The 18,920-nt window shown below is 45.3% G+C and carries 12 protein-coding genes; 8 read left to right on the top strand and 4 right to left on the bottom strand.

Features of this window, described 5'->3' with window-relative positions:
* The first annotated feature begins 13 nt into the window (after positions 1-13).
* A complete protein-coding gene (locus tag BUB19_RS06725; protein ID WP_073093748.1) occupies positions 14-268 on the top strand; it encodes a DUF7218 family protein in 255 nt (84 codons plus the stop codon).
* Positions 269-277: 9 nt separating this feature from the next.
* On the opposite strand, the gene BUB19_RS06720 is transcribed toward BUB19_RS06725, so the two are convergent.
* The 4 genes from BUB19_RS06720 to BUB19_RS06705 form a co-directional block, all read right to left on the bottom strand.
* Positions 278-508: a hypothetical protein gene (locus BUB19_RS06720; protein WP_143155926.1), complete on the bottom strand. Its 231-nt coding sequence runs from the start codon at positions 506-508 to the stop codon at positions 278-280.
* A gap of 231 nt (positions 509-739) precedes the next feature.
* The gene (locus BUB19_RS06715) at positions 740-1,243 is read right to left on the bottom strand and encodes a VOC family protein (RefSeq protein ID WP_073093746.1); all 504 of its coding nucleotides are present in this window, start codon (positions 1,241-1,243) and stop codon (positions 740-742) included.
* Between the two features lie 116 nt (positions 1,244-1,359).
* Positions 1,360-2,736, bottom strand: a complete 1,377-nt coding sequence (locus tag BUB19_RS06710) for a glycoside hydrolase family 140 protein (RefSeq protein ID WP_073093745.1) — start codon at positions 2,734-2,736, stop codon at positions 1,360-1,362.
* 391 nt (positions 2,737-3,127) lie between these two features.
* Positions 3,128-4,756, bottom strand: coding sequence for an FAD-dependent oxidoreductase (locus BUB19_RS06705; RefSeq protein WP_073093744.1), 1,629 nt, complete (start codon positions 4,754-4,756; stop codon positions 3,128-3,130).
* A 426-nt stretch (positions 4,757-5,182) separates the two neighbouring features.
* Here BUB19_RS06705 and BUB19_RS06695 point away from each other — a divergent pair, with 426 nt between their 5' ends.
* The 7 genes from BUB19_RS06695 to BUB19_RS06660 all read left to right on the top strand — a co-directional run bounded on the left by BUB19_RS06695 (position 5,183) and on the right by BUB19_RS06660 (position 18,920).
* On the top strand, positions 5,183-6,238 hold the full coding sequence (locus BUB19_RS06695; protein WP_084097041.1) for a linear amide C-N hydrolase: 1,056 nt from the start codon (positions 5,183-5,185) through the stop codon (positions 6,236-6,238).
* Between the two features lie 450 nt (positions 6,239-6,688).
* A complete protein-coding gene (locus tag BUB19_RS06690; RefSeq protein ID WP_073093741.1) occupies positions 6,689-9,028 on the top strand; it encodes a hypothetical protein in 2,340 nt (779 codons plus the stop codon).
* Between the two features lie 276 nt (positions 9,029-9,304).
* Positions 9,305-9,781, top strand: coding sequence for a DinB family protein (locus BUB19_RS06685; protein WP_073093740.1), 477 nt, complete (start codon positions 9,305-9,307; stop codon positions 9,779-9,781).
* 94 nt (positions 9,782-9,875) lie between these two features.
* Positions 9,876-11,504, top strand: coding sequence for a phage tail sheath family protein (locus BUB19_RS06680; RefSeq protein ID WP_073093739.1), 1,629 nt, complete (start codon positions 9,876-9,878; stop codon positions 11,502-11,504).
* Positions 11,505-12,218: 714 nt separating this feature from the next.
* Positions 12,219-12,884: a response regulator transcription factor gene (locus tag BUB19_RS06670; protein WP_073093738.1), complete on the top strand. Its 666-nt coding sequence runs from the start codon at positions 12,219-12,221 to the stop codon at positions 12,882-12,884.
* A complete protein-coding gene (locus tag BUB19_RS06665) occupies positions 12,881-14,254 on the top strand; it encodes a sensor histidine kinase (RefSeq protein WP_073093737.1) in 1,374 nt (457 codons plus the stop codon). Before BUB19_RS06670 ends, BUB19_RS06665 begins: the two co-directional genes overlap by 4 nt.
* A gap of 334 nt (positions 14,255-14,588) precedes the next feature.
* On the top strand, positions 14,589-18,920 hold the full coding sequence (locus BUB19_RS06660; RefSeq protein ID WP_073093736.1) for a CusA/CzcA family heavy metal efflux RND transporter: 4,332 nt from the start codon (positions 14,589-14,591) through the stop codon (positions 18,918-18,920).

Raw genomic sequence — 18,920 nt, 5'->3', positions numbered from 1 at the left:
AATTTTAAAAGCCATGAGTAAAAATAAACGGCCCCAAATTAAAAATGAAGAGCAGTACGAAGCGCTCAAAGATCAGGGTTACAGTAAGGAAAAGGCTGCACGAATAGCCAATACACCCGACGAAAAGGCGGGAAAGAAAGGCGGGAAAGCTCCGGCTTATGAAGAATGGACCAAAGACGAGTTGTATAAGAAGGCACAGAAAATTGGCCTGTCAGGCATAAGCAAACTCAGAAAGGACGAGTTGATTGCGAAACTGCGGTCGCATTGAGGTAAAAACCTACCCGTCTTGTGCGTTTTCATTTTCCTCTGCCTTTCGCTTTTTCATTGCCCGCCTCCATAAGAAAAATAGCACCAGTACCACAATGGGGAGAATGACGAAAATGACAAGATTTGAAGTGTCAGAAAGATCTACTGGTCCCCTGGGCTGGGGAATACCTGGTTGTTTCTGTGCTGCCACCTGCAGGCTGTTCAATAGAATGAGTAGGGTGCCCAGTAAAATTGGCTTCATAGCGTTATTAATACATTTCATATATCTAAATGCACAAATAGCAGGCCAAAACCAGTGGTAAAGGCTAGTCAATTTTCAATTCTTTTGCGAGCTCAATAGGATTAAACTAATGCTCATCCTGTAGGATTTTCTTCTTCTTAGCGGGAGGATCAGGGTTGGTATACCGGGATCCTTCCACTTGTTGGAAAGCAAGCGGAACGCCTCAAACCAGGGGAATGCACCGGTAAACTGTCACTTTAATTCTCTCAGTAAACCCGCTATATCCAGCCTTCTGGTATACATTTTCAAGGAACCATCTTCTTCGACCGGCCACTGATCACGGGGTCTGTCCCAATACAATTCGACCCCATTGCTATCGGGGTCATCCAGATAAAGTGCTTCTGATACGCCGTGGTCTGCCGCCCCGGTAATGGGGTAATTTTTCTCGCTAAGTCGTTGAAGAATAGCGGCCAGGTCTTTTCGTGAAGGGTACCTTATAGCTGTGTGGAACAGGCCGGGAGTATTTTTAGCTGCCGGCCCCGCATTTTTACTGAACCAGGTATTGAGCCCGATATGGTGGTGGTATCCACCGGCTGAAATAAATACAGCATCTTCACCGTACCTGCTGGTTATTTCAAATCCGAGCAAACCACAGTAGAAGTCCAGTGACTGCTGAATATCCGAAACCTTCAAGTGCACATGGCCAATGTCTGCGCCCGGAGGGATGGTATAGTTTTTTTTCGATTTTGCTGTCATTGTTGGTTTATATTGCGAAATATTTCCGGCATCAACCGGATTTTTTCTGAAGTTATCAAACCCGCAGAATATTCAGCTTTCTCCCGGTCAAAAGCAAACCCTTGAAAGAAGTGAATTTACTCCATAAAATGAGTAAAATCAACTTTGGATTCGCTTGCTGTGAGGAGCAGTAAAAAGTCACTGCCCCAGCCATATGCCCAGGGTGTAAATTTGTGTGGCGCATTTGTCTCGAAATCCCCGATGGCTGCGATTTTTCCATTTCTGGGATTATACCACCAGGCTTTGATGCTGGGGGCATTCATTTTGGTCAGGTCAATGTTTATTGGTGAACCAATGGGCGTATAGGCCAGGACCAGATCGGAGGTTTTGGTTCTGGCTGCCACAATATGTGATTCGTTTTCAGGGTTTTCTCCGATTATGAGGCCTTGATCCATCTCCAGTTGCTGCCAGGGCAGGGCTTCAAAGATTTTTTTCATGTACCCCATCTGAGATGCACCGGGGAGACTTAGAGCTGCCTGCCAGCCTGTGCGGGCATTAATGACGGGATCACGGCTTGTTTCATACATTTGCCAGACATCATTGCACCCATAGGTATATCCTGCCGCTCCGGCCAACATACTCCAATAACCGGCTATTCTCACATCTGCAGCGTCCAGCCAGCCATGGTGTTCATCGTCCCAGAAACGGTCCGGTATATTTTCATAGCGGGCCTCGCCGTTGATTACCGGCCTTAGCGGGTCCAGTGCCCTTGATGCCAACACGAATTGGTAATCTTTGGCCATGCGGCTATGACCACTCTGAAACATGTCCATATCCAGCCAGCTTTCTTTCCCGAAAAAGTCTGTTGCTTTTCGTCCACCTACAGGGTGAAAAGTAATTAAGTGCTGTTGATCCAACGAGCGGATACCTTCAGCCATGGAGCGAACGATGCGATAATGCCTTTCTTCCTCCATGGCTCTGTCGCCACCCATGATCCATATGATATTCGTATGGTCTTTGTATCGTTTAGCCAGTAGTTCTCCGAATTTTTTCGCATTTTCCGGGGTAAATATTTCCGGGCCTGTTCCCCATTTTTTATTGAATTTGTCTCCCCATGTAGGTAGAAGGCCAATGTACATGCCCATTGTGCCGGCTTTTTCCACCAGGTAATCTACCAGGGCAAAATAAGCCTCATTCAGTTTTTCGGGGTTATTGTCAATTAAAGGCTTATCTCCGTATGCGTTGGGAGTATTTAGTCCATCCAGCTCTGCAAGTACTACAGTCTGTATGAGGTTAAAACCCTTATCAGACCTGTCCTTCAGGTATAGGTCAATTTGGCCTTTGTCCAGGCGGTGGATCAATTCCCAGGCGGTATCTCCCAGCCAGAAAAAGGGGCGGTTGTCGGCTGTCACCAGATAGCGTCGGTTGTCAGACAGTTTCAACGAAGGGAGTCCCTGCCCATTGCTAAGAAAGGGCAGTAGTAGTGTGATAATGAGCAGTAGGATGCCTTTCATTTATTTTTTTCTTTGGTTTGATAAGATGAGTGGACTCCAACCGAAAGTAAAGAAATTCAAGTACTTTCGTATAGTTGCAATCAAGATCAATTTCGTTTAAAAAGAGAACAATACCAATCAGACGATATAAAAAGTTTTTAGCTGGCAATATCAGTTAAATTGTGGTGGCAGTATCGCCTTCTTTTCTAACTTTAGCTGAAGCGCAGACTGGAACACGGATTTTGCCCTACCATTTAGATTGAAGTCCTCACCCGCTCCTCAGGTCAAAAATTCAAATATTTTAAATGAACAAGTCCTTTTACTTTATGTAGAAGTATCTAAGCTTAAAATAAAGCCTCTTCCGGTTGAATTTCAAGAATCTTGCTGATTGGCCGGACCGCATGGCTCCTGGCTACGGGAGCTCAATGATTTGCCGGTTTTCCTCCAGCCGGGCTTTTAATGCCGCATAGGGAAGATCCTGGACGGCTAGATCCTTTTCCAGGCATAAATCCGCTGCCATTCCCACAGCTTCTCCCAGCAGCATAAACGTCCATTCCAGCCGGATGGCCCCAAAGGCGATGTGACTGGACGAAAGGCAGGTGGGGGTCAGGAGATTGGTACATTCGGACTTTTTGGGGACCAGGCTCCGGTAAGGAATAGGAAAGGGTTTCCAGTTTTCTCCTCCAAAAACAAAACCTTCATTATAGGCTTTTCCTTCCTTCACAATCCGCCGGACATGGTGTACATCCGGGGGCCAGTAAGCGATGGCCACCGGATCGTCAATTTGAATGGAGCTGTCTTTTCGCGTATGGTGCTCGGTAATCACATAATCCGATTGCATTCTTCTGCCGTCCCGGATATACAACATTCTGGGCCATCCCTGATTGTCGGTGAATTCATCTTTGGTTGTACCCCATTGCTGCCATTCATTTCGGAGCGCTGCAGGTACCTCCGGATCGTTTGCCAGAAACCAGAACAGCCCCCGGGTAAAGTCAAGATGATACTGGTAAACCTCCTCCCTGGTTTGGTAATTTCCCTCCGGGTAAGTGTGATTCATACCATAGAGGTTATGTGAAAGATCGTGCCAGGCACCTAAATCTGTTTTGTTATTGGGAATAGAATAGGAGGGTTGATAAAGCTCCCCCCCAGCCTCCAGGTAGCGGAGGTATATTTCGTACCATTCCCGATGATAATTCTTGGGTTTGACAAAGGGAACCTTGTTTGCCTCATCCTTTGTAAGGCAGGCACGAAAGCAGAAAGCCTGAATACGCTTGTCACCGCTACCTGCTTCGCCAAGCGGCTCGTCCTGTATGGTGTGGATCAGGCCACTTTCCGGATTTCCTGGCTCCAGATAGGGGTCGACCGCAACTTCAAAATTGCGATAGGTATTGCTGTGTCGGATACCGTTTTTGGTTTCCTGATACAGGCTGTTGGGCTCTCGTCCTACGATGGTAGATATTCCTGCGAAATGAATCAGGTCGCCTTCGTAGGAGGCATCGATGAAGAGGTCTGCCTTAACGGTCTTACCATCTAAAGTTTCGATGGAAATGATCTTACCGTCCTGTTTTTTTACAGCATCAAAGTTCAGGCGCAATCTGGATTCGGTATAGACGGGGATTTGGTATTCAGTCAGCCAACGTTTAAAGATCGCCTCGGCCACATGGGGTTCAAATCGCCAGGTTTGGGACTTATGTCTTTCCAGGTCAAAATCTTCGATCCCATAATGACTGGCCACCTCTCTGTACCATTCCAGGGTCAGGCCACCGATTACCTTATCATTTTTAAAATCCGAATGGTTGTTGATATCTGAACCTCCCAGACCTTCAATAGTCATGCCTCCAATGTATTTATCCGGACTGACAATCACCACCTCTCTGTTTCTCTTTTTCAGTTGAACGGCAGCGAATATTGAAGCGCTGGAATTGCCATAAATGCAAACATCGGCCTCGATGATTTGTGAAGTGTTTTCTCTGCCGGCGGCAGGCTCTGGAATTGTGCTGAGACAGAGCAAAAGGTACAGGTAAATTGGGCTAGCTCTCATTTCTTAATTTTAATATTTGCAGGCTGGTCCCGGAAATCGGCTTATTCTCACGCCTGTCCACAGTCAGATTGTGCAGATAATTCCCTGCTTTTTTATTCCTGACCAGCTGCCTGGGTCGATGCTATATTTAGATTTACTTTCAGCCACAAGGTACTTAATTTTTTAATTTCTTCGTGGCGGGCAAGCGGCATCCGTTGCATATATTGCAGAGCAACTAAATGCTAATTTTAATACAAATTCTGTATGATTTTTCCGAAAATCACTAAATTACTTCTGTAAAAATGAAAATGATACAAGGGTTTTCTACTGTTTATGTTATTGATTAATGCATAGAAGTAGTTTATATACAGGTAGCGTGCACCCGTATCATAGCCAGGGATTTCATTACCGGTCTCCTTTTTATCGTCAACCAAAAACATATTGAAAATGTCACTCCTAAAAAAATGCCTTTTCCTGTTCCTGGTCCTGCTGGCCAACATTGGCTCAATACCTGAATCCCATTCCTGCACCCGTGTGGTTTACCGTGGTCCAGACAATACTGTAATTACCGGGAGGACCATGGATTTTTCATTGGAAATCCCGGCCAATCAGTGGATATTCCCCCGGGGAATGAAGCGAAGTGGAGAAGTAGGGAAAAATTCCATAGAATGGGTATCCAGATACGGCAGCCTGGCGGTGAGTTCCTGGGACATTTCCACTACAGATGGGATGAACGAAAAAGGACTGGTGGCAAACATGCTTTGGCTGGTACAGTCCACTTACCCCACCTTTGACAAAGAGGGCGACAAAAAAGGCCTGGCCATTTCGCTCTGGGCCCAGTACATGCTGGATAATTTTGCAACCGTGGCGGCTGCGGTGGCAGCCATGCGTCAAGCTACCTTTGCCGTTGTGTCTGATTTTATTCCGGGGACAAATAAGTTTACTACGGTGCACCTGTCACTTTCCGATGCCAGCGGTGACAGCGCCATTCTGGAGTACATTGGCGGTAGACTGGTGATCCACCACGATCCATCTTACCAGGTCATGACCAACGATCCTCCCTATGAGCAGCAGTTGGCCATCGGCAAATACTGGGAAAACATCCCGGGCAAGACCTTTTTACCAGGATCGGTCACTTCCTCCGATCGTTTTGTGCGGGCCTCGTTTTTTCTGAATTCTATCCCACAAACTGACAATACCCGGGTGGCTGTGGCCAGTGTATTTAGTGTTATCCGCAATGTATCGGTCCCTTACGGCTTTGAAATTGAGGGCTATCCCAATCTGTCAACCACCCGATGGCGCATGGTGGCCGACCAGAAAAACCTGGTGTATTATTTTGAAACGGCCCTGACCCCCAATGCCTTTTGGGTCGATTTGAAAAAGATTGACTTCAGCAAAAAAGCACCTGTACGCAAACTGGATTTATCGGACCACCGAACCTATTCAGGGGAAAGCTCGGGTTATTTCATGGAATCAGCGTCTTTTCGCTTTATAGGCTTGTGATATAAAAAGATCAATCGGGTATGGGGAGCTCATCTTTGACTATTGTTTTTCGGTTTAGGGAAATCAATGGCTGAATAGGTTCGGAAGATACCTGTCTGGTCGTTACCGGAAATCAGCAGGTTCATGCGGGCGATTCCCGGGAGACCAGGGAGCGGTATACGAGCCTGGTACTAATTCAGTATTTTCGGCCTTTTTTTGGTCCACAAATGGCCCGGGTCAAAATGTATAGGACTCTTCACAGATCAATCCCCTGATGATGACCTAAATTTGGCCGGTGGAAATTAGCTGATTATATCCGGTCATGGTTCATTTTAAAAAAAGAGAACACTCTCCTTGGTAATTTTCACCTTACTTGGCGTAATACAGTGGGGGCGATACTTGTAACGCACTTTTGGCCGGTGGCTCTAAGCTGGCAATCGGCTTGTTTCATATTAACCTGAATCATTTTCAATGCAAAGATTTGCATACACCTGTTTATTTGCCTCAGTTATCTGGTCCCTGTTTTCCTGCTCTGCCAGGGAGCAGCAGGACCTGGATCTTTCAGAGGCAGTTATCCTGATTTCGCCGCAGATGAAGGAGACCGTACAGAAAACGGCTAAAAAGATTTTGATCGAAGAAATCGAAAAGAGGACCAGCAAGTCCCTGAAAACAGGCCGGGATTGGAATTCCAAGCTTACTGTTGCACTTACTCTGGCTTCCGCTGACAGCCTGTACGGGAAAACTGTTCCCATTCGGATAGGACCCCATGCGGTAGAACAAAAGCGGGAAGGGTACCGGATTTTTCATGAAAAAGAGGGAGACCGGAACACGCTCTGGGTGATTGGTGCGGATATCCGTGGGATTTATTATGGTATTGGCAAACTACTACGTACGGTCCGAATGAGCGAGGGAAAAATCAGTTTGGATGCTGACATTGATTTTTCTGAATCACCTCAATATGCACTTCGAGGCCACCAGTTTGGTTACAGGAATACTGCCAACTCCTGGGACGCCTGGACAGTGGAGCAATTTGACCAGCATTTCAGGGAACAGGTACTTTTTGGAGCCAATGCGTTTGAAAACATTCCCTGTCAGAAAGGGAATTCCAGCCCCCACTTCAAGGTGGACCCGCAAGTAATGGAAGTGGAGTTGAGCAAAATTTGTGAAAAATACGGTGTTGACTATTGGGTTTGGACACCGGCGCCCCGGGACCTTACTGAACCAGGCGCCCATCAGGAGGGTTTGGAGACACAGGAGGCCTTTTATGCCAGATGTCCCCGTTTGGATGCGGTATTTGTCCCGGGGGGAGATCCAGGGGAAAACCACCCTTCCGATCTGATACCCTATCTGGAGGATCTGTCAAAGATTCTGAAGGAATATCATCCGGAAGCGGGTATTTGGGTTTCTTTACAGGGTTTTAACAAAGAGAAGGTAACCTATTTTTTTGATTACCTGGATAAGAATAGTCCGGATTGGTTAAGGGGCTTGGTTTACGGCCCCAGTAGCCCTCCCATAGCACTGGAACGGGAGCTCCTTCCGGAGAAATACATGCACAGGTTCTATCCGGATATTACCCATACCATTCGCTGTCATTATCCAGTGGAAAACTGGGATCAGGCCTTTGCCCTGACCCTGGGAAGGGAACCCTGCAATCCTCAGCCGGAAATGTACACACGCCTTTTTCAAAGGGACAGCCCTTATACCGATGGTTTTATTACTTATTCCGATGGTACCCATGACGATATAAACAAGGTCATGTGGAGCCAGTTGGGATGGGATCCAGGGAAAGCCCCTGCCACAATAGTAGCGGAGTATACCCGTTTTTTCTTTGGTGCTGAGGTAGGAGAGGAGGCTGCCAGGGGTATATTTGCCTTGGAGGAAAATTGGGACGGTCCCATTTTGGAGAATCCAGCCATAGAAAAAACCCTGGCCTTGTGGAAAAGGCTGGAAGCTGCTAATCCGCAGCTGTCCGGTAACTGGCGCTGGCAGCAATTGCTGATGCGGGCCTATTACGATGCCTATATACGGGACCGGCTGGCCTTCGAAAAAGAGCTGGAGGCTAAAGCCTATGAAATCCTGGGCCAGGCAGATTCCATTGGAGCTGATCAGGCCATGTCCAAAGCCCTGCAACATCTGCAAAAAGCAGATACAGACCCAGTTTCTCAGGAACTAAAGGAAAAAGTGTTGGCCTATGCTGAAATGCTATTCCAAAGCATAGGCGCACAGAGCAGTGTGGAAAAGTACCAGGCAAGCGGTGCCGAAAGGGGTGCTGTTTTGGATTTTATTGATTACCCGCTCAACAACCGCTGGTGGCTGGAAGACGAGTTTGCTAAAATTCGTCAATTTGAATCTGAAGCGGAAAAATTGGCCCGGCTGGACTTTATCCGAAGCTATGAATCACCGGGAGAAGGCAGCTTTTACGATAATATTTCCAGTGCTGATGTCCGGCATGTAACCTCCAAAACCAATGATGCGATCGACTTTTTATGGGAAAACAACGGGATCAGCCGCAAGCGGCTTTCTACACAGCTCTTTCAGTTTACGCCGACCCTGGAGTACGATGAGCTGGATCCTGAATCCGATTACCTGATCCGCGTATCAGGCTTTGGTGAGGCCCTTTTGCGTGCCAATGGACAGCGGCTTACCCCTTCGAAATATCAAAAGGGCTATGAGGAATTTAAGGAATTCCCACTACCAGGGGAGCTGATCAGCGAAGGCAAACTAAAAATTAGTTTTGACAAACCCGATGAGGAGCACCTGAACTGGAGACAGCAGTCGCGGGTCACAGATGTGTGGGTGATCAGGCAATGATCGGCAGAAATAGCCGGGTTGTTTAGAGAAGCAAATAGGTGCATGAAATCGCTACTGGAAAAAGAAAGGTTAGGCAAATGCCATCCGTTTCACAGGTGTTTTTTTCTAACCCGGAAAAATGAGGTTTTCTAAGGGTTTTTCCTGTCTAACATGTAATTTATGTCTTGAAATCACACCTGACCGGTTTACGCTTCTCGAAAATTCACAGCATTTGGCTGTAATGCGTTTTACCCAGGGGATAAATGAAGATGATACAAAGCAGTAAAAACCTGACTTATGCCTTTAAACCGAACTGAAACTCAGATTCTGCGTAAACACCTGATCGAATCGCTGAGTGGTGAAAAAGCCCACATTACCTTTGAGCGGGTAGTGGCTGATTTTCCCCTGAATGCCATCAATAAAAAGGTGGCTGGAATTCCCCATTCCCCCTGGGACCTGGTGGAACACATGCGTCTCGCTCAGCGGGATATCATCGACTTTATTCAAAATCCCAACTACCGGGAAATGAAATGGCCGGATGACTATTGGCCAAATGCTGAAACGGATACTAAAACCTGGAATGAATCCATTGAAGGTTTTATGGCTGACCGCAACGCATTGATCCGATTGATTGAGGACAATTCAATCAACCTATTTGCCCCGATTGCCCATGTTCCGGATTATACGATATTTCGGGAGATCATCATCATGGCCAATCACCATTCCTACCACACCGGTCAATTACTTTACCTTAAAAGGGTTTTTAAAAGTTAGCTTAAATAAGGAAAATCAAGCATATTTCCACACCTGATATTTACTTGCTTAATGGTTAAAATGGGTAACTTGGCCTGCGCTTAACCTTAAACTAATGGAAAAAATTAAAAATCCTGGGGTATACATTGTAGAGGAAAACGCTTTCCCCTCTTCAGTGGTGGAAGTTGCAACTGCAATTCCTGCATTTATAGGGTATACTGAAAAAATTCCGGCTGCGGGTGCAGATGGCCTCCTCCGGATCAGCTCGTTAAGGGAATTTGAGCGGTGGTTTGGTGGTCCGGCAGACTATCGGTTTCGAATACGTAAAGCTACTGGGGAAGGGGATAAATCCCGAAGTGAAGCGGACAAAAAAGAGGAAAGGGGTGAAAAGCTAGCTAAGTTTGATATGCACCTGAACCTGATAGGTGACAAGGAAGCCTATTATGTGAGTCGGGTCGGAACCGTCTTCAGGCTGTATGAAGCTATGCGATTCTTTTTTCAGAATGGTGGGGGAGCTTGCTATATCATTTCTGTGGGTGATTATAAGGATCAGATTAGGGATGAAAGGCTCGCAGACGGACTCCGTAGGCTGGAAAATGAACCTGAACCCACCCTGGTACTGCTTCCCGATGCCGTATCTCTGGATACAGCCGAGGCATTTTATAGCCTGTGCCGAAAGGAAATCGCCCATTGCGGACAGATGGGCAACCGGATGGCCATTTTGGATGTGTATCAAGGCTACAAAGCCTTTCAAAATCCTGCGGGCGAGAAGTCCGTAGTGGATCGGTTCAGGGAAGGGGTCGGAACCGAATCACTAAGTTATGCAGCGGCATATTATCCCTGGTTGGAAACAACGATTGTGCAGGAATCAGAATTGTCATTTCAAAATCTGACGGATGATAGCCTGGCACTGCTGGTTGAAATGATCAGTGGAGAACTTGCGCTGACCGATCATCCTGAAAATGAATTAGAAAGCGAAGCGGTACGAAAGGAGCGGGTTTTATCTATGGTAAAACAACTTCCCGATTATACATCAGCTGTCGTGAATAGCTGGGACGATGACCAGGATACCTTCGGCAAATTATCTCCCGCTAACCTGCACCGCACGCTTTTGGCGATGAGTCAGTCGTATAAAGCATTAATGGGACTTTTGCAAAAGTACCTGAATCAACTGCCACCTGCGGCCGCAATGGCCGGGTTGTACACGTTGGTGGATTCCACGAGTGGGGTTTGGAAGGCCCCTGCCAATCTTTCACTGAATTCCGTCATGGCCCCATCTGTACCCATTTCCACAGAAGAGCAGGAATACCTGAATACACCCTTGGATGGAAAAGCGGTCAATGCGATTCGCTCCTTTATTGGAGAAGGCGTGCTGGTATGGGGTGCGCGCACATTGGATGGAAACAGCAACGAATGGAGATACATTCATGTGCGGCGGACGGTGATGGTACTCGAACAATCGATGCTGGCGGCCGTCAAAGCCTACACCTTTGAACCCAATCAGGCTGCTACCTGGATCACTGTCAAATCCATGCTGGAAAATTACCTGACACAGCAGTGGAAAATGGGTGCTTTGGTCGGAGCGAGCCCATTAGAGGCATTCTCCGTGCGGGTGGGGTTAGGGGAAACGATGACGGATGAGGATATCCAGAGTGGTATAATGCGGGTATCCGCTTCAGTAGCCGTCAACAGACCGGCTGAATTTATTGAAATTTCTTTTGCGCAGCCCATGCAAAAAACATAAGAAACCCAGTTTGATCCTGAATTTAAGATTGTAGCGATTTTATTCCATTAGTGCTGAAAATGGTTCCTAAACGATCGTAAATTGAGAGTGAAAATTAAGAACAGACTGGGAATACCGCCTGACGCTAGCTTCTCAAATGGGAGCGCTATATACCCTCGGAATTTGGACAATGGACTATTTGTCGGCAGATAACAAGGTGGAGTCGCTGAATAGTTTGCTGTTCAAGGGGCTGTTTTTCGGTATTACTTTTGGTCTGGTATTTCCTTATCTGTTAAATGCATAGGCCGGAAAAGTATTTACCAAAATAGGTGCAACCATTCATCCGGTGCTGGAGCCAAATGAAATAATTGAAAAGGAGGGACCCGCTGCCTTAGTTAAAAGGCTTGAAGGCGTTGGGAGAAAGCTGTTTTTGACCAATGAAAGAGTTATTTTTAAGTCTCACCAATTAAATATCCAACGGGGACAAACGGATATAGACTTCTCTTCGATTAGCGGGATCGAAAAGAGAATGGTGAACAAATCGGGAAAGACGCGTATCGTTATCCGTACGAAAACCGGTAAGAAATATCAATTGGTTGTTTATTAGCCAGGGCTATGGACTGCAGAAAGTAATGAAAGAATAACCTAGTAATAAAAAGTAGCTGGTTGGAATTTTAAGCATTTCTTAAGATTCATTTAATGGATATTTAAGCGGCTAATTTGGATATTTGGTAAATGAGAATTTTGATAGTTGAAGACGAGCCGGGAATTGGGGCTTTCCTTAAGCAAGGCTTAGAGGAGGAGTCTTTTGCTGTGGATGTGGCTGATGAGGGTAAATCGGGCCTGAGGATGGCTTTGTCGGGAGAGTACGATATCCTTTTGTTGGACTGGATGCTCCCGGGATTAAGCGGTATTGAAATTTGCAGGCAGTTCAGAAAAGAATTCCCAATCACTCCTGTTATTTTTCTAACGGCTAAGGACACGCTTGACGAAACCTTATTTGGTTTGCAGTCTGGGGCAAATGATTACATTAAGAAGCCCTTTCATTTCGAAGAAATTCTGGAGCGAATCAAAGTGCAGCTTCGCCCAAAGATGGGGGAACATTCCCTGTTTACCCTTGGGCCGATTTCCCTGGATACAACTACACATCAGGTGTTTAAAGGAAAAGAAGAGGTTTACCTTACACAGAAGGAATTTGCACTGCTGGAGTACCTGATCCGTAACAAAGGCAAGGTGTGCAGGCGAACACGAATCATTGAAAGTGTATGGGATATTCACTTCGAATACAATACGGGTATCATAGATGTTTACATCAATGCCTTACGACGAAAACTATCCTTGTCAGATGAGGAAAATCTCATTCAGACCGTTCGTGGCGTAGGATATATTGCAAAAGAATGATAAGCCTTAGTTTCAAAAATAGAATTGCGTTCAATTATATGGTGGCCACTGCCATCATCATGGCTTTTGTATTCGGAACGATATTTTTTATTGTTAGGAGTACTGTTATTCAGAATCTGGACAGTGATTTGTCCTACGAAGCCGAAAAACATTTAAACGAGATCGAATTTGTAAAGGACAGCATTCAATTCATCAACAAGCAAGAATGGCAAGAACGTGAACACACCGAGACACAGGTCAATCCAGTCTTTATTCAATTGAATGACAGGGGAGGCACTGTGATGGATCGATCTCCAAATCTTAAGCAAGATTTTTTAATTTTTCAGGGAGGGTCAGACGGTGGACATTACAATGCCGAATTAACGGAAATTCCGATCAGACAGGTTCAACTACCGATTACAAATAACGGGCAGGTGAAAGGATATATTATTGCGGCCATTTCATCTGAGTCTGCATTTTCCGTGATTTCCAGGTTACAGGAGGTCTTGATGGTTTCTTACGTTGTGATTCTGGTAGGTTTGTACTTCATGTCAAGGTATTTGGCGGGTAGAAGTGTGCGACCTATACAGGAAATGACCCGTACCATCACGCACATCACCCAGAACAACCTGAATGAACGCGTTTATCTCCCCAAAAACCAGGATGAGATCCATTTTCTTTCATCCAGTTTTAACGACTTGCTGGAGCGTATTCAAAAGGCCATAGAAAAGGAAAAGCAATTTACCTCGGATGCTTCTCACGAACTCCGAACCCCACTTGCCACCTTGCGGGGTACCCTGGAGGTGCTGATCAGGAAACCAAGATCCCAACAAGAGTACGAAGAAAAGATACTTTACAGTCTTGAAGAAATAGACAGAATGACGGCCACCTTGGAGCAACTTCTGATGTTGGCCCGTTTAGAAACATCTGCCGGAAGCAAAAAGGATTCCCTAATCCCTATTTCAACACTCCTTGAGGAATCTGTATCGCGGTTTAAAAACCTGATAAAAGAGAAAAAATTGAACATAAACCTAAGTATCAATCAATCTGAAAAAGCACTTTTGCCTCCTTTTTACAGCAATATGATCGTTGACAATATCCTAAACAATGCCATTAAATATTCTCATAATGGGGGGACGATAAGTATCGGTGTAGATATTGTCGGTGGCCGAATCATCTGTAATATTGAGGATGAGGGAATCGGAATCCAAGAGGAGGATTTAAACAATATTTACGACAGTTTCTATCGATCTGATGCCTTGAGTCACCGGCAAATTCCGGGAAATGGTCTGGGACTGGCTATAGCAAAGAAATGTGCCAACGCCATTCAAGCTGAATTGAATGTTACCAGCACCTTTGGTCAGGGTACGAATGTAATAATTACTTTTTGACCCATCCGGAAATAGAAAATCTACGGGAGACCTGAAAGCCTACCTGTTATTTTGCCAAAAAGAGGCTTATTATTGGAAATCCTAGGGATAGTTAATCGTAAAATTTTATCATTCCGAAAAGTTACGGGCATTGGGCTGCTTCTCTGCTTGCGATGGATGGCACCTTATTGAGAGAATTTCAAGTAACTACAGCAGTGGAAATCAATAATTTTGGGTTATTCCCGTAGCTGGGTTTAGAACACCTCGCGATCTTAAGCCAATCTTAAGAAAGTCTTGAGAAAGGCTTTAGGACTGGTCGGCTACATTTGAAGAGAATACCAAATGCAGCCCATCAATGTTAGAGAAGATCATACAATACAGTATTCACCACAAACTGATCGTGCTTTTGTTCTCAGCGGGAGTGATAGCTTTTGGAATTTATTCCCTCACTGAGATTCCCATTGGTGCTGTTCCGGATGTCACCAACAATCAGGTACAAATCATAACCACTTCCCGAAATTTAGCAACTGAAGACGTGGAGAAATTTCTTACCTATCCGGTAGAGTTGGAAATGGCCAACCTGCCCAATGTGAAAGAAATAAGATCCATTTCTAAGTTTGGGCTCTCCGTGGTAACGGTAGTTTTTGATGATAAAATGGGTACTTATCTCCCCAGACAACTTATTGCTGAAAAAATAAAGGCAGCCGAAGATAAAATTCCTGCCGGATTCGGAAAACCATTCATGGGGCCCATCACCACTGGCCTGGGTGAGATTTATCAGTATGTCATAGAGGTGGATTCGGCACATCGTGACGGGTATTCCTTATCGGATATGCGTACCATACAGGATTGGGTGGTCAGGCGACAACTTTCCGGCATACCGGGAGTAGTAGAGGTAAATACCTGGGGCGGTCATCTCAAACAGTACGAAGTGGCGCTCAATCCGGAAAAACTCCGAAGTTTGAATATCTCTATTTCCCAGGCCTTTTTGGCATTGGAAAAAAACAATAGCGTGGCCGGGGGGGGCTACATTGAAAAAACCAACCAAACTTATTTTATCAGAGGGGAAGGCATGGTAGCCTCCCTGGAAGATATCGAAAACATCGTGGTTGAAAACCGAAAAGGCACTCCCGTTTTTATTAAAGATGTCGCGACCGTAGGTTTTGGACATGCCACCCGGTTTGGTGCCATTACCGGCAATGGAGAAGGAGAAAAAGTATTGGGCCAAGTGATGATGCTCAAAGGAGCCAACTCCAAAGCTACGATAGAGGCAGTAAAGGAACGAGTAGCTGAGATATCGGCTTCCTTACCTCCGGGTATTCAAATCAATCCCTTTCTGGAGCGAAGTGAACTCATCGGTAAAACAACCTTTACGATAGCCGAAAATCTGATTTTAGGATGTTTAATTGTGGTTTTTGTGGTGGTACTGCTGCTTGGGAATATACGGTCCGGACTTGTGGTAGCATCTGTCATTCCCATGTGTTTGCTTTTTGCCTTATCCCTCATGTATTTCTTCGGAGTGGATGCCAACCTGATGAGTCTGGGAGCCATTGATTTCGGAATTATCATAGATGGTGCGGTGATTATTGTAGAATTCATAGCCTTCAAAATAACGGCAGAGAGGTCCACATTGATGACATTGCCGAAAGGAGAAAAACAAAATTACATTGATAAAATCACCCATCATGGTGCAAGCAAAATGATGCATTCTGCTGTATTTGGTCAGCTTATAATCATCATTGTCTTCATTCCCATTCTTTCGTTGGTAGGCGTAGAAGGAAAAATGTTCAGGCCAATGGCCCTGGTATTTTCATTTGCCTTGGTAGGAGCCATGATAATGTGCTTTACATACATTCCCGTAATGGCTTCTTTGTTTATTAAGCCATCTGACCCTGACAAAAAAACAATTTCCTCCCGCCTCATCACTTTTTTGGAAAACAAGTATAAACCTACCATGGCCTGGGCCCTTCGGGAGAAAAAAACCGTTTTGAGCCTATCAGCTGTATTGATGATTGTAGTTGGCTTTCTCTTTAGTCGCATGGGAGGTGAATTTGTGCCTACACTGGACGAAGGTGATTTTGTGATCCAACCCGTACTTAAAACAGGCACTTCCCTGACCAATACGATAAAAGCCACTACCCGTATGGAAAAGATTCTATTGCAATTTCCCGAGGTAAAGCAGGTAGTGAGTAGGATTGGAGCTGCTGAAGTACCTACAGACCCCATGTCCATGGAAGAAAGTGATGTCATGATCAAGTTGGCACCAAAAGCAGATTGGGTGTCAGCCGAAAGCAAGGATCAGTTGGCCAATAAATTCAAAGAAGCACTTGCAGCGAAAATACCCGGAGTCGATTTTGAGTTTACCCAACCTATCGAAATGCGCTTTAATGAATTGATCACCGGAGTGCGTGCCGACTTGGCCATTAAAATTTTTGGTGAAGACCTGGACATTCTTTACAACAAGGCCCTGGAAGTAGAAAAGGCCATTCAACATATCGAAGGAGCAGCCGATATCATCGTCGAGAAAGTGGCGGGGCTGCCACAAATGTCGGTGAATTATAACCGGCAAATGATTGCAAAATATGGGATGAATGTGGATGAACTTAACAGCATCATCTCCATGGGCTTTGCCGGGAAAGCTGCCGGAACCGTATTTGAAGGTGAAAAGCAATTTGATTTAGTGGTTAGATTTGATCAGGAACACCACAGGGATTTGGAGGATATTGAAATGGCCACCATTCAACTACCAAATGGAAATCAGGTTCCTCTCAGTGAATTTGCAACCGTACGCTATACTACAGGACCTGCTAAAATATCGAGAGACGACACGAAACGGAGGATTGTGGTTGGGGTAAACGTACGTAACCGGGATTTAGAGTCGGTAGTGAAGGACGTTCAGCAGGTCATCAATAGCAAGATTGATTTACCAGTTGGCTACACGGTGGAATATGGAGGCCAGTTTGAGAATCTTAGGACGGCCAGAGACCGCTTATTGGTGGCGGTACCCATAGCTCTCATTTTAATATTCATACTACTCTATTTTGCCTTTAATTCGGTGAAAGAAGCCCTTATTATTTACAGTGCCATTCCCATGTCAGCCGTAGGTGGAGTCATCCTGTTGTATATTAGGGATATGCCATTCAGTATTTCAGCAGGGGTTGGATTTATCGCCCTTTTTGGGATTGCGGTGCTGAACGGAATCGTCCTGATCGAAGAATTTAAAGAGCTTAAGGCGCACGGCATCAAAGACATTAACAGACGGATTTTGATGGGCACCAGAAACAGGTTACGTCCTGTACTTCTCACGGCATCGGCGGCAGCATTGGGCTTCTTACCGATGGCCGTATCAACTTCCGCGGGAGCGGAAGTGCAAAGGCCTTTGGCTACCGTAGTGGTAGGAGGACTAATATCCGCCACCGCACTTACCCTGGTGGTATTACCCGTTCTTTACGCATTGTTTGATAGGAAAGGGCATTTTCCAAAATTAAAGTCAAGAGTACAAGGCCTGGTGATCTTGCTTTTTATAAGCCTTCCTGCATTTGGATACGGTCAGGGTGAAAAAATTTCGGCCAATCAGGCAGTGGAAATTGCTTTACAAAATAATAGGGGTTTACAAGCATCTTATCAACGGGTAGAGCAAAGTAAGCAATTGTTGGGAACTGCCATTGACATTGGTAAAACGGAGTTTTATTATAGTAAAGATGAAAACAATATAGCCCCCAATGATTTGGTGCTCAATGTTTGGGGCCTGAGTCAATCGCTTAAATTCCCGACTGTTTACAGTTCCCAGAGAAACGTGATGAAAGGCGAAATTAAATTGGCTACTGACCAATTTGCCATGGATAACTATCTGGTAACTAAGGAGGTGTTGAAAGCCTACCATGAAATCGTCTATTGGCAGGAGATGCTAACTAATTTCAGCTATCTGGATAGTCTGTACAGTACCTTTGAGCATGCTGCTAATAGGAAATTTGAGCAAGGGGAGTCCAATTACCTGGAGAAATTAACCGCTGAGACTAAAAGTAAGGAAATTTCTATCCAGCTCCGGCAGATTCAGGAGAGCCAACAAAAAGCGCGTATCAGGCTGAACAAATGGCTTCAATCAAGCTCGGAATACACGGCCATCAGTCAATCACTTACCCGGTTGGAATTAAAACCGATGGATACGCTAACTCATCCTGCACTTCAATACTACTCGGATGCGTTAACACTTGCCGACAGAAGAATCGATCTGGAAAAACAGCAACTGCTGCCAGATTTGAAAGCTTCTGTTTTCAGGGGTATCAATAATGGAACAGGGATTCAAACTTATCCGGGCTTTCAGGTAGGTATTGGGATCCCATTATGGTTTGGTGCTCAAAAGTCTAAAATAGACGCGGCTAAAACGGGTGCTTCCATTCTGGAATCCCAATCCGAAAATTATAAAATGCAGCTGATTTCGCAATATCGGTCGCTTCGCTCAGACTTGAAAAAATATGAAGAAGGGATCAACTATTACCAACTATCGGGTAGAAAACTTTCTGAAGAAACCCTTATTCATGCCACAAAAGCCTTTCAAAACGGTGAAATTGATTTTCTCCAGTACGTCCAATTGCTGGAAAATGCAACAACGATTGAAACAAACTATTTGAGCAGCCTTTTTCAGTACAACATGACAGTACTGGAAGCGAACTACTTAATGAATTAA

Source organism: Cyclobacterium lianum, assembly GCF_900143075.1.
GTDB classification, from domain to species: Bacteria; Bacteroidota; Bacteroidia; order Cytophagales; family Cyclobacteriaceae; genus Cyclobacterium; species Cyclobacterium lianum.
The sequence above is the reverse complement of the archived record's forward strand: the minus strand, read 5'-3'. Positions and strand labels throughout refer to the sequence as shown.